Here is an 11788-nt window from a genome sequence, read left to right on the forward strand (position 1 = left end):
GCATAGGACGAAGGCGCATGACGCTCCAGACTCCGCGGTCGTTCAACAGCTGGCTGCGAGGCCAGCTGAAGGAAAAGAAGATGAGCCAGCGCCAGCTGGCCCTGCAGTCGGGGGTCGATCACTCGACCATCTCCCGGCTCATCAAGGGCGACCGGATGCCGTCGCTGGGCACTGCCACCAAGCTGGCCCGCGGCCTGCGCGAGATCCGGGAGGAGTCCGACGGCCCCGCCTATTTCGCAACGCAGGGCGCCCGGCAGCTGCAGCCCACGGCGAGGGTCGAGTATGCGCTGCGCGGGGACGATCTCCTCTCGGAGGCCGATGTTCGCGGCCTGATGCAGACCTACATCGCGCTCCGAGGACGGCGGCTGCGAGACGACACGAACGGTGCAGAGCCCGACCTCGCCAACGGCAACGGGAACGGCTACCGCACCTAGGTGTCCTCGGCTGGGACCTGGCGACAGAGGTGCTACCTCTCGCCTACGGAGAATCCCCCGGCGAAACGGGGGTGAGGGGACCTGGCACATGCGGAATTCGCGCCCAGAGAGAAGTAGCCGTGGTCGGGGCGGCTGCGCGGCGCGTTCTTCCCCGTCGTTGAGAAATAGCTGCCTGTGGGTCCGGTGCGAGCCCATCACGCCCACCGTCGTCAACGAAGCCATTCGGAGCCACATCTAGCTCCTGCCGGCTCCTCGCGTCGATGCTCGAGAGGTCCTAAAGGCCCGGGCCGGAAGGACCGCGAGCGTGTCCGCACCCCCATAGAGCAGCCAGCTGCGGCGCATGTTGACCGCGTCGAAGCCCTCGTCCACACCAGGGGTCTCCATCACCAGGGCCGTTCGCCCGGGCAGGCGCGGATCGCGCAGGAAGGCCGCCAGGCCGGCCGCTCCGATCCTCCCCGCCCCGATGTGCTCGTGGCGGTCCCCGCGTGACCCCAGCTGCGATCGCGAGTCGTTCAGGTGAACCAGCGCCAGCCGATCGAGCCCGATCAGCTGATCGAATCGATCGAGCACCGCGGTGGCACCGCTCGCCGTCGAGATGTCGTACCCGGCGCCCCACAGGTGCGCCGTGTCTAGGCAGAAAACCAACTGTCGGCCTTCGCCGGCCGTCACGGCGTCCAGGATGGCGGCCAGCTCCTCGAGCGTGTCCCCAAGGGTGTCGCCGCCGCCCGCGGAGTTCTCGAGCACGAGCCGTACCCCCGCGGGCGAGCCGGCCAGCACCTCGGAGACACTGGCGGCCAGGCGCGCGACGCCGCGCCCTCGCCCGTCGCCACGATGGGATCCGATATGCGTGTTCACGAGCGTCGCGCCATAGGCTGGAGCGCGCTGCATCTCGTACTTGAGGCCTTCGACCGACTGGCGCGCAAAGGGCTGGGCCGATCCGGCCAGGTTGATCAGGTAGCTGGCGTGAATGGCGACCGGAGCGATCCCCTCACGAGCGCAGAAGGCGACGAATGCGGCGGCATCGGCTGGTGGTTCGGGGCGGCGGCGCCACGCGGTCGGGTTGTCGCTGAAGATCTGGAGGGCGGTCGCCCCGATCTGTCGTGCCCGGCGCGCGGCCTTCAGCAGGCCGCCGGCGACCCCCAGGTGGATCCCGACGCGCGGTGCTTCGGCCGGCCACGTGAGACGGCGGCGCGGCTGGCGTCGTGCTAGGGTGCCGGCCATGGAGCCCGAACCCGGGGCGCCGCGACGCCTCGACCTGATGGCGATCGCGCTGCTCGTCTTCTTCGTCTCGGTGATGGCGATCGTCGCCGCGCTGCTGATCCTGCCCACGCTGACGGGCTGACGCCCGCCAAGCCCCTCAGCTGGCCCTCCCGGAGCGCTCGACCACCGGATCGATCATGCCGTAGGCGCCGTCGCCACGGCGGTAGACCACCCCGATGCGATCAGTCTCCGCGTTGAGGAAGACAAAGAAGGCATGGCCAAGCTCGTCCATGCGCAGGATGGCGTCCTCCTCGAACATCGGCGTCATGTCGTAGCGCTTGATCTCGACCACGCGGGGCACGCCGGATGCCTCTGCATCGGCTTCGCCAGCAGGCGTCTCCGAAGGGTTGGATCGGCCCTGCAGGCCCTCCTCCGCGCGATCACGGACACTCCGCGGGCGTTCGCGGGCGCGGACCACCTGTCGCTCGAGTCGATCGACCAGGCTGTCGAGTGCCGCGCTCATGCTCGGGCCGGCGCCGACGGAGCGGATGACCGTCCCGTTGTTGACGAGGCTCACCTCGGCCACGTGGGAGGTTTCCGCGGCACGCGAGGCGTGGACGAGCAGCTCCACGGTGGCATCGGCGTCCGGGTGCGTGATCCGCTCAAGGCGATGCAGCTTGCGGTCGATCTGGGCGCGCAACTCGTCCGTCAGCTCGAGGTTGCGCGAGTTCACGGTGGTCCTCATCTCGGGTCCTCCGTTCTGATGACCACTACGGTAGCACCAGCGCCACGAGGACTCCGGATCAGACCTCCCGGGCGACCGCGAAGCCGTAGACCGAGGACGCTCCCGCGTCGCGGAGGACCTGCGCGCAGGACTCCAGGGTCGCCGAGGTCGTGAGGATGTCGTCGACCAGGATGAGGTGCGGCGGAGTCCGATCCCCATCGCGCAGCGCGAACGCGCCCCGCAGGTTGTGCAGTCGAGCCGCCTTCCCCAGGCCGTGCTGGCGGGCGGTGGCCCTGCGGCGTTCGAGGATATCGAGCACGGGCAGCCCGGCCTCGGCGCCCAGCGCATCGGCGAGAAGAGCTGCCTGGTTGTAGCCACGCTGGCGCAGGCGCGCCTCGTGGACCGGCACCGGGACGAGCGGAAGCGGCCCGCAGACCCGCGTCAGGGCCTCCAGGGCGGGCGCTGCGGCCTGTGCCAGCGGAACAGCAATGCTGCCACTGCCACCGTACTTGAGCCGCTGCAGGGCCCGTCGCAGAGTTCCGCCATGCACGAATGCCGTTTTCGCCAGCTCGAGCGCGTCGCCAACCAGCGTCCCGGGATCCGATGCCACGAACCGGTCGTCGGGCGTGGACGCCGCGCGAAACCGCCTCACGCAGTCGTTGCACACGAGGTGGCCGAATCGGCCGCAGCCCGCGCACGCCGGCGGGAGGAGCAGGTCCAGCAGGCGCATTCGGACAGCCTGCCCGGTGGAGCTGTACCGGCCGCTTAGCTGCCGCTTACGTCGAACCGCAGTCCGGCGTGGCTGGACCGCGGTTGAGCGGAGCGGAAGATGACCGGGGAGCTACTCGATCAGGCCGTAGTCGAGCAGCTTCGGGAACATGTCCGCGCTGTAGCGGAAGTGGAAGCTGGAGTTGCCGTACAGCTCCAGGTCCCAGGTGATGAACTGCAGGGTCAGGTCGACGGTGTCGCCGCCGGACCCACCTGAGTTGCCACCCATCTGCACCTTGGCAGATGGGGCGTAGACCGTGCCGGCCATGAACACGTTGCCGCCACCGCTCAGCGCCATCACCGGCTGCACGTAGCTGCTGGTCGGGACCGGCGCGGCCGACTGCCAGATGAGCAGGTGCCGGTATGTCTCGTTGTGGTAGGGGGTTCCATCCGCCAGCACGGTGCTGTCGGCGGCGGGATCGGGGTTGTAGGAGCGGACCTTGAAGGTGGCCTGAGCGCCGATCGATACACTCTTCATCGCGAAGGCGCCGTTGCCAGTCGTGCCCGTGTTGTAGAGCAGGATGCCGCAGTTGGATGCCACGCAATCGGTCGCCCAGGTTGCGTCGGTCGTGTTGCTCTTGCTGGCGGGCAGCGCGTATACCTTCTGGCCAGCGCCAATCTCGAAGCCGCCACCGTCCATCACGTAGATCCCCGGGTGCAGGTACGCGATTGATTGGTTCTTGAGCTGGATGCCGCCCTTGTAGACGCCGGGCTCCAGGACGACGGTCGAGCTGCTCTGGCCCTGGCCGATCACGAGCTTGTTGTTGGACTGGACCTTCAGGGAGCTGATCGGCGGAGCCGCCAGCCAGGCAAGAGGATCGGCCTTCACCGACTGATGCTCGAGGGGGGCGGGGGTGATGGTCAGGGCCTGCGGCTTGTACTCGCCGACGATCCGAATCGGGACGCCAGCGCCCATCGTCAACGAGGCGGAGTTCCCGTTCGTCGAGAAGGCGCCGCCGTTGACGGCGGTGCACGAGGAGTCGATGTAGATCGCGCTGTCGAACTGTACCGTCGGCCCACCCGAGAGCAGGAATGAGGGGCATCCGCGCTGGTTGTTCGGCCAGGTCAGGTCCGAAGGGTTGAGCATAACCACCGAGTAGTTGTTTTTGATGTTGTCGCCATTGACCGCCGAGCTGTCGGTCGCCACCGAGAGTGGCCCGCCGCCGAAGATCGATCCGAAGAAGGTCGGCGAGTCGTCGTCAAGGCGGACCTTGACGCCCTGGTTGAGCATCAAGGGATCGGCAACACAGGTGACCACCACGTTGCCCTGCGGGTAGTTGGGCAGGTTGGCCGCAACGCTGGCCTTGGCCGCGGTCGTCACCGCCGCTACCGGTGCGCCCGGAGGCGGGCCGTTGCTGGCGCTGCACTGCTTCGGCGAGAGTCCCTGGATCACATTCGCGCCGGCAAGGGCGGCGGCGTCGGAGGCGTCCTGCATCTGGCGCCGCAGCACGAGGGCGCGTGCGCCGTCGAAGAGCAGGGCCAGCATCATGATGATGCCGATGAACGCGAAGGCGAAGATGATCAGGACCTGGCCGGACTCGTTGGAATGCTTGCGTCGCAACATCAGTGATTCACCAACATGGTTGAGGTGGACGAGAGGTCGAATCCGGAGAACCCGACGAGCGATGGGAGCGAGAGGCCGACCGTCGAGGTGACCGTCACCATCACCTGCGTTCCCCTTGCGTTGTTGGGCACCGGGTTGCTCACCTCATCGACGTCGCCCGTGCACGAGGTCACGACGCCGTAGCAGACCGAGACGGTGACATTGGCGCTCGTGCCGGCGGCCCACTTGTGGGCGACGTCCTTGATCGACTGCCTCGAGGGAGAGGGGTACGGGCAGCTGGCGTCGGCGGCCGGTATCTCCGTGCCGGGTGCGGCGGGACCGACCGGGCACGTTGACTTTTCGCCGTGCACGATGGCGTAGCGGGCCGCCTCGCGGGCCGCGGTGGCGATTGTGTCGTTCACCCAGATCACCCGGCCCAGGTCGAAGATGCCGACCAGCAGCAAGATGAAGACGGGGAAGATCAGGGCGAACTCGACCATCGCCTGGCCGCGTGGCTTGGAGCGTCTGGTCATCGGTTGCGCACTACCGCGTAGTGGGCGTCCGCGGTCAGCGTCCAGCCGTCGTGCGGCATGAGCGGGTAGGGGAAGAGCGTATTGAAGGGCAGCGTCACCTGGACGTGGACGGTGGCGATCGGGTTTGCGGCCGACGCTCCGGTCTGGGAGGTGCTGACCGTGAAGGACGGGACCGTCGTGACCGGGGAGGTGCAGTTCTTGATGGCGTTGGCGCCGTTGCCCGGGGTGAAGCCAGGAGCGTCCTGGGATTCCTGGCAGACGACCTCCTTCGCGTCGGCAAGGGCGAGGGCGGCATCGGTGTCCGCGGGGTTGGTGGCAACGTACTCGGCCGCGTTGCGGGCCGCTGACTCGATGGTCAGCCAGGCCTGATAGGCGCGCGCCATGTCGGTCGCTCCGCCGGCAAAGGCGATGAGGAACGGCAGGATGAGCGCCATCTCGACGAGGGATTGCCCTCGCCGCGAAAGGCCCGAGCGCCGGGTTCGAGATCGATTACGCACGATTGCATCATCCCGACGCGACCTTGCCGGATGCCTTGCATGCCATCGGCATTCGGCTGCTCGAGGCGTAGTACCTTCGTCCCCGTCAGAACGTCGTCAGGCGAGGTCGGTGACCGCCAGCTGGTCGCCCGCCGTGGTGCCGCTGGCCGCCATCGCGCCGACTGGCAGCTCGATGCAGTCTCGGGCACCCCGAGCCCAGAGCACCACGCGCCAGGGGCGCAGGCCCGTCACGGTGCGGGTGACCGTGGCGTGCCGGTCGACGAAGGCCACGTCGATCGGGTAGCGCATGAAGAACATGTGGATCGACTGCGTGCGCTCGATCAGCAGCCCCTCGCCGCCCGACAGGCTCGGCGTGGCCAGGAGCCCCACCGTCCGATCACGGAGCGAGGCGGCGACGCGGCAGCGCTCGGCCACCGATGTGCCCCGGGTCAGGTTGTCGACGCGGACGTATCGGCCCATGACTCCATCGGCTCCTGGCTGGCGTCGTCCTCGCCCGTTTCATCCGTCGTTTCTGCCGGGAGGGTGAGGCGAACCGTGGTGCCGACCTTCGGCTCGCTTTCTATCGAGATCCCTCCGCCCATTGCCACCACCAGCCCTCGCGCCGCATACAGGCCGATCCCGCTCCCGTCCGGGACCAGCCGACGGGCGTCATCGGAACGGAAGAACTGCTCGAATGCCTTCGCTCGCGTGGTCGGGTCCATCCCGACCCCCTGATCGCGGATCGCGATCTCCGAGATGAGATCCCCGGGGCCTGCGTGCACGAGCCCAACGTGAACCCGGATGGTGGAGCCGGCGGGGCTGTACTTCACGGCGTTGTCCATCAGGGCCCATAGCACCTGTTCGAGCCGATCGGGATCAGCCACGACCAGGTGGGGCGGCCCCTCCTCCTCGACGACCAGCCGATGCTCACCGGCTCGCAGGGCGTCCCAGGTGCGACGGACGACCGGCGCGACGCGAAAGACCTCCTGCACCGGCGTGAGCGCCCCCACCTCCAGCCGAGAGACGGCAAGCAGCTGGCCGACCATCCGGCGAAGTCGATCCGCCTGCTGAGCGATCGTCTCCAGGTCGTTGCGCGCGGTATCGTCGACCCCGTCCGATTGCTGAAGCTCCGATGCGACTGCCCGGATGCTGGTCAACGGCGTCTGCAGGTCGTGGGTGATGCCCCGCAGGAAGTCGGTCTGGACGGCGGCCATCCGATTCAGCTCCTCCGTCTGAACGCGCAAGCGGGTGTACAGCAGGGCATGCTCGAGGGCGGTGGCGGCGTGCTGGCCGATGAGGCCGAAGAGGTTCAGCTCAGCCGGGGAGGGATCCGGCCGACCCTCCCACGGGGCAAGCAGGATGGCGCGCAAGTCATCGCCCGCGGCGACATCGACGATGGTGAACGCGCCCCATGGGCCCGCCACGAGCCGGGCGTCGCGCGGAGCTGGGCCACGCCCCTCGGCAGTGGCCGCCCAGCGATGCACCTCGTCCAGGGTGCCCGGCGGGGACTCGGCGTTCGGCCCGTAGACCCCGGGTTCGAGGTCCCGTGTCTCTGGTACGCGCAGGATGGCGAGGAGCCAGGTCGGGTCGCCGGTGACCTGCCGCGCGCCGGCGACCATGGCGTGCGCCACCGCCATCGCGTCCTTCGAGATCGGGGCCACCCGGATCAGGTCGGCCAGATCGGAGATCTGACGGTTGCGATCCTCGAGCGTGGTCGCCAGCCTTCGCTGCGCCGCTGACAGGCCATCGTCGGTGCTCGCCATACCTCTCTCGGCCAGGGCGGCGATGGAGCGGGCGTCGTTTGCCATCGGGCGGGCAGCCACCACGGCGATCAGCGCGATCCAGAGTATCCCTCCGCCGCCCAGTATCAGAACCGCGACCACCGCGCCGACACGCTGCATCCAGGTCGGTTCAGCCAGGGTTACGGCACCGAATGCGACCAGCGGCGGCAGTGCCGCGGTCAGCAGCACCGCCAGGAGGCGAAGGGACGGGCGCCCGATCCCCAATCTGCTACTCCGCCGCCGCGCGATCCGCCGCGGTGGAGGAGACGAGCCGGTAGCCAACCCCGCGCTCGGTGACCAGGAATCGCGGGCGATCGGGGTCGGCCTCGACCTTGCGCCGCAATCGGCGGATCGTGACCCACACGTAGGAGGGATCGGCTCCGTCCGATTCTGCCCAGACACGGTTGAGGATGGTGTCGGTGGGGACGGTCCGATCCATCTGGGCGATCATCACGTGGAGGAGCCGCACCTCGGTTGGGGTCAGCGGGAACGAGCCGCCGGGCCGGGTGACGCGGCGCCCGGTCAGGTCGATCTGGAGGTCGCCGCCATCCAGCACGACCTGGGAATGCCCGGTGGCGGATCGCCTGAGGACGCGCTGGACGCGCGCGACCAGCTCGTCGGGGTCGAACGGCTTGGTGATGTAGTCCTCGGCATAGTCCTCCAGCGCGCGGACCTTGGCCTCCGACGCATCCACCGCGGAGAGGACGATGATCGGCAGGTCCGCGATCCGCTTGACCCGCGCGCACAACTCGAAGCCGTCCATGCCGGGCATCATCAGGTCGACGATCAGGAGGGACGGCCAGCGCTGCTCGAGCTGCGTCAGGGCCTGGGCGCCCGAAGGCGCGGTCAGCACTTCGTAGCCCTCGCGCGCCATGCGGCGCGCGAGGACTGAGAGGAGGGTTGGGTCGTCATCGACCAGCAGGAGGGCCGGCCGGAGCGCCGGCTGCATGTCAGATGCCGGGTCCGGAAATGACCGTGATGATTGCCGGACCGAGGATGACGATGAAGATCGTCGGGAAGATGCAGCCGACCATCGGGAACAGCATCTTGACCGGTGCCTTGGCCGCCATCTCTTCGGCGCGCTGGCGTCGCTCAATGCGCAGCTGCTGGGACTGGATCTGCAGGACCTTGGCGATCGGCACGCCGAGCTGCTCGGCCTGCACGATGGCTCCGATGAAGTTGCTGATCGGCTGCGAGTCGGCGCGGGCCACGACATCGCGCAGCGCGTCGCGTCGGGTGCGGCCCATGCGGATCTCCGCCAGTGCCTGGCGAAACTCGTTCACCAGCGGCCCCTCCATCTTCTCCACGACCTTGGCGAGTGCCGCGTCGAACCCGAGACCGGCCTCAACCGAGATGGTCAGCAGGTCGAGGGCATCAGGCAGCTGCAGGACCATGGCGAAGGACCGCTTGCGGGCACGGCCGCCCAGCCAGAATTCAGGCGCCATGTAGCCGAGCCCCGCGCCGGCGATGCCGAACACGAAGGCCAGCTGGACCCTGCCGATGAGCAACCCCAGCAGTCCCAGGCCCACGCCAAGAATGATGGTGGCGAGGACCTTGACGCCCATCCAGTCCGCGCCGCGGAGGCCGCCGGGATATCCCGCCCGCTCCAGCTTGGCGTCGGCGCGGGCGATCAACCCACCCGAGTCGCCACGGCTGGCCATGCGCGACAGGCGCTGGACGATCGGGCGCAGGACCCGCTCGGCGAGGGGTTGCTGCAGCTCCAGCTCCTCCAGGCTCTTGGGCTGAACGACGAGCTGATCGAGCCGCTGCTGAACGACGTTGCGTGACCCGCGGCTCGCGAGGCCATAGGTCAGGACGAGCACCGCCATGGCGGCGAGCGCGGCGATGAGGAGAACGGCGGGTGGCATGGCTATCAGACCTTGATGTCGACGATGCGGCGGATGAAGAAGTAACCGATCGCCATGCTGATCAGCCCGACGATCAGGAAGATGACCCCGGTTGGCAGGCCGAGCGTCTGGGGTGGATTGCGGAACAGCGCAGTGATGTAGTTGGGGCTGATCAGCAGCAGGATCCCGGCCAGCCCGACCGGGAGCAGGGTGATGACGTAGCCGCTGTAGCGCTGCATCGAGGTGAGCACCCTGATCTCACCAACGATCCGGATCCGCTCGCGGATGGTGAAGGCGATCGAGTCAAGGACGGTGGCGAGGTTCCCACCCACCTGGCTCTGGATATTGATGGCGGTGACCATCAGCTCCAGGTCCTCCGACTTCACGCGGCGAACCAGGTTGCCGAGCGCCGGCTGCAGGGCCACGCCCAGGCTCATCTCCCGCACCACCCGCTCGAACTCCTCGGAGATCGGTGGCTGCGCCTCCCGCGTCACCAGCTCCACGCCCTGCAGGAACGACGAGCCGGCGCGGAGCGAGTTGGCGAGCAGGGTGATGGTATTGGGCAGCTGCTCGCTAAAGGCCCGCAGCCGCTTGCGCTGCCTGAAGCCGATGTACCAGCGGGGGAAATAGGCACCGACCGCGAACACGGTCGCGAGCGCAACCGGGTGGTGGAGGGTGGGGACGACGAACCCGACCACGTAGGCCACAAACGCGAAGAAGAACGGCGAGGCGATCCATGCGATGAGGAACTCCGCCGGGCGCAGCTTGAGGTCGGCGCGGGCGATCTCGGTCGAGAGGCGCGTCGCGAGGTCCTGCCCTTCGATCACTCGGCTCAGTCCGGCGATCACCTTGGAGTCGCGGTCCCCGTCGTCCGCCTCGGCCGGACCGGCCGAGGCGGCGCGGGCATAGCGCTCGAGGCGAGCGGCCACCCCGCCGGACCCCCCGCTCATGGCGATGCCGACCGCAGTCACCAGGATGGCGCCTGCGGCGAGACCGGCGATGAGGAACGGCAACATGCCCATGGACGCGAGACTCCTCCTAGAACGGCGAGCCGAAGACGTTCGGCGGCAGGTGAATCCCAGCCACTTCGAACTTCTCGACAAACTTGGGACGGATCCCGGTCGGCCGCAGCCGGCCCTCGATCTTGCCCTCGACGACTGCGGTCTGCTCGAAGACGAAGATGTCCTGCATGACGATGACGTCTCCCTCCATGCCCTGGACCTCGGTGATGTTCACGATCTTGCGCGTTCCATCCTTGAGGCGGTTCTGGTGGACGATCAGGTCAACGGCCGATGCGATCTGCTCGCGGATGGCCTTGAGCGGCAGGTCCATGCCTGCCATGAGGACCATCGTCTCGAGACGCGAGAGCATGTCCCTGGGGGTGTTGGCGTGGCCGGTAGACATCGAGCCATCGTGGCCCGTGTTCATGGCCTGCAGCATGTCGAGCGCCTCGCCGGAACGGCACTCTCCTACCACGATGCGGTCGGGCCGCATGCGGAGGGCGTTGCGCACCAGCTCGCGGATCGGGATGGCCCCCTTGCCCTCGATGTTCGATGGGCGAGCCTCGAGCGTGATCACGTGTTCCTGGCGGAGCTGCAGCTCGGCGGCGTCCTCGATGGTGACGATCCGCTCGTCATCGGGGATGAACGACGAGAGGATGTTGAGCATCGTGGTCTTGCCCGAGCCGGTGCCTCCGGAGACGAAGACGTTGAGGCGGGCCTTCACACACGCCTCAAGGAACTCGAACATGTCCGGCGTCGCGGTACCGAAGCGGATCAGATCCTCAACCGTGAAAGGAGTCGCGGCGAACTTCCGGATGGTCAGGACCGGGCCTACCAGGGACAGCGGCGGGATGATCGCGTTCACGCGGGAGCCATCGGCAAGGCGAGCATCCACCATCGGGCTCGACTCGTCGATGCGCCGGCCGATCGGCGCGATGATGCGCTGGATGACCTTCATCACGTGCTCGTCGTTCTGGAAGGTGACGTTGGTCATCTCCAGCCGACCCTCACGCTCGATGTAGACCTGCTGCGGCCCGTTGACCATCACCTCTGTGATGGTCTCGTCGCGGAGCAGCGGCTCCAGCGGCCCGAGGCCGAGGATCTCGTCGGTGATCTGCTCGAGCATGCGCACCCGCTCGGCGCGGGTGAGGGCCAGGCCCTCCTCGTCGGCGACCCTGCCGAACAGCTCCTCGATCTGACGGCGGACTTCGACCTGGTTGCTCAGGTCGAGCTTGGGATCGAGCTCGTTGATGAGCCGATTCTGGACGCGATACTTCGCCTCCCGGAACGACTCGCGGGCCGGCATGGCTCCAAGGAATGGGCGCGAAGTCGTACCGTCGCCGGTGCCCGTTGGAGGCGGGGCCGGCTTTCCGCCTGACGACGGAACCGGCGTCGTCTGCGGTGCGGCCGGCACCTGCGGCTCCCCCTCGCCGCCTGGACGCGCTCGCTCGATCCTCTTCAGCAGTGACATCTGGTCAGTC

At 68.1% G+C, this 11788-nt stretch carries 14 protein-coding genes; 2 read left to right on the forward strand and 12 right to left on the reverse strand.

Features of this window, described 5'->3' with window-relative positions:
• Positions 1-17 precede the first annotated feature (17 nt).
• On the forward strand, positions 18-434 hold the full coding sequence (locus WEB29_10350; protein MEX2137329.1) for a helix-turn-helix transcriptional regulator: 417 nt from the start codon (positions 18-20) through the stop codon (positions 432-434).
• Positions 435-668: 234 nt separating this feature from the next.
• Here the strand turns inward: WEB29_10350 and WEB29_10355 are convergent, their stop codons facing one another.
• Positions 669-1655, reverse strand: coding sequence for a deoxyribonuclease IV (locus WEB29_10355; GenBank protein ID MEX2137330.1), 987 nt, complete (start codon positions 1653-1655; stop codon positions 669-671).
• Here WEB29_10355 and WEB29_10360 point away from each other — a divergent pair.
• Positions 1654-1776, forward strand: a complete 123-nt coding sequence (locus tag WEB29_10360; protein MEX2137331.1) for a hypothetical protein — start codon at positions 1654-1656, stop codon at positions 1774-1776. The genes WEB29_10355 and WEB29_10360 overlap by 2 nt on opposite strands.
• Positions 1777-1791: 15 nt before the next feature.
• Here WEB29_10360 and raiA read toward each other — a convergent pair whose 3' ends face one another.
• The 11 genes from raiA to WEB29_10415 all read right to left on the reverse strand — a co-directional run bounded on the left by raiA (position 1792) and on the right by WEB29_10415 (position 11778).
• Positions 1792-2379, reverse strand: coding sequence for a ribosome-associated translation inhibitor RaiA (raiA, locus tag WEB29_10365; GenBank protein ID MEX2137332.1), 588 nt, complete (start codon positions 2377-2379; stop codon positions 1792-1794).
• 58 nt (positions 2380-2437) lie between these two features.
• Positions 2438-3088, reverse strand: coding sequence for a ComF family protein (locus tag WEB29_10370; protein MEX2137333.1), 651 nt, complete (start codon positions 3086-3088; stop codon positions 2438-2440).
• A gap of 111 nt (positions 3089-3199) precedes the next feature.
• Complete coding sequence (locus WEB29_10375) at positions 3200-4690, reverse strand: pilus assembly protein TadG-related protein (protein ID MEX2137334.1); 1491 nt, start codon at positions 4688-4690, stop codon at positions 3200-3202.
• Complete coding sequence (locus WEB29_10380) at positions 4690-5202, reverse strand: TadE/TadG family type IV pilus assembly protein (protein MEX2137335.1); 513 nt, start codon at positions 5200-5202, stop codon at positions 4690-4692. Before WEB29_10380 ends, WEB29_10375 begins: the two co-directional genes overlap by 1 nt.
• The gene (locus WEB29_10385) at positions 5199-5699 is read right to left on the reverse strand and encodes a TadE/TadG family type IV pilus assembly protein (protein MEX2137336.1); all 501 of its coding nucleotides are present in this window, start codon (positions 5697-5699) and stop codon (positions 5199-5201) included. The genes WEB29_10380 and WEB29_10385 overlap by 4 nt, the downstream gene beginning before the upstream one ends.
• Positions 5700-5795: 96 nt before the next feature.
• On the reverse strand, positions 5796-6158 hold the full coding sequence (locus WEB29_10390; GenBank protein MEX2137337.1) for a DUF192 domain-containing protein: 363 nt from the start codon (positions 6156-6158) through the stop codon (positions 5796-5798).
• Positions 6128-7684, reverse strand: coding sequence for a HAMP domain-containing sensor histidine kinase (locus WEB29_10395; protein MEX2137338.1), 1557 nt, complete (start codon positions 7682-7684; stop codon positions 6128-6130). The genes WEB29_10390 and WEB29_10395 overlap by 31 nt, the downstream gene beginning before the upstream one ends.
• A 4-nt stretch (positions 7685-7688) precedes the next feature.
• Positions 7689-8408 carry a response regulator transcription factor gene (locus tag WEB29_10400; protein MEX2137339.1) on the reverse strand — a complete coding sequence of 240 codons (720 nt, stop codon included), beginning with the start codon at positions 8406-8408 and terminating at the stop codon, positions 7689-7691.
• A gap of 1 nt (position 8409) precedes the next feature.
• Entirely contained in the window at positions 8410-9327 is a 918-nt protein-coding gene (locus WEB29_10405; protein MEX2137340.1) for a type II secretion system F family protein, read from the reverse strand.
• Positions 9328-9332: 5 nt separating this feature from the next.
• Positions 9333-10328 (reverse strand): type II secretion system F family protein, encoded by a 996-nt coding sequence (locus WEB29_10410; GenBank protein ID MEX2137341.1) that lies wholly within the window; start codon positions 10326-10328, stop codon positions 9333-9335.
• A gap of 16 nt (positions 10329-10344) precedes the next feature.
• Entirely contained in the window at positions 10345-11778 is a 1434-nt protein-coding gene (locus tag WEB29_10415) for a CpaF family protein (GenBank protein ID MEX2137342.1), read from the reverse strand.
• Positions 11779-11788 lie beyond the last annotated feature (10 nt).

This window comes from Chloroflexota bacterium (assembly GCA_040902225.1).
Classification (GTDB): Bacteria; Chloroflexota; Limnocylindria; order QHBO01; family QHBO01; genus CF-167.

Coding starts and splice junctions, on each gene's coding strand:
- WEB29_10380 (MEX2137335.1), bottom strand. CDS start 5,202: ATGACCAGACGCTCCAAGCCACGCGGCCAGGCGATGGTCGAGTTCGCC.
- raiA (MEX2137332.1), bottom strand. CDS start 2,379: ATGAGGACCACCGTGAACTCGCGCAACCTCGAGCTGACGGACGAGTTG.
- WEB29_10415 (MEX2137342.1), bottom strand. CDS start 11,778: ATGTCACTGCTGAAGAGGATCGAGCGAGCGCGTCCAGGCGGCGAGGGG.
- WEB29_10360 (MEX2137331.1), top strand. CDS start 1,654: ATGGAGCCCGAACCCGGGGCGCCGCGACGCCTCGACCTGATGGCGATC.
- WEB29_10355 (MEX2137330.1), bottom strand. CDS start 1,655: ATGGCCGGCACCCTAGCACGACGCCAGCCGCGCCGCCGTCTCACGTGG.
- WEB29_10400 (MEX2137339.1), bottom strand. CDS start 8,408: ATGCAGCCGGCGCTCCGGCCGGCCCTCCTGCTGGTCGATGACGACCCA.
- WEB29_10390 (MEX2137337.1), bottom strand. CDS start 6,158: ATGGGCCGATACGTCCGCGTCGACAACCTGACCCGGGGCACATCGGTG.
- WEB29_10410 (MEX2137341.1), bottom strand. CDS start 10,328: ATGGGCATGTTGCCGTTCCTCATCGCCGGTCTCGCCGCAGGCGCCATC.
- WEB29_10370 (MEX2137333.1), bottom strand. CDS start 3,088: ATGCGCCTGCTGGACCTGCTCCTCCCGCCGGCGTGCGCGGGCTGCGGC.
- WEB29_10375 (MEX2137334.1), bottom strand. CDS start 4,690: ATGTTGCGACGCAAGCATTCCAACGAGTCCGGCCAGGTCCTGATCATC.
- WEB29_10350 (MEX2137329.1), top strand. CDS start 18: ATGACGCTCCAGACTCCGCGGTCGTTCAACAGCTGGCTGCGAGGCCAG.
- WEB29_10405 (MEX2137340.1), bottom strand. CDS start 9,327: ATGCCACCCGCCGTTCTCCTCATCGCCGCGCTCGCCGCCATGGCGGTG.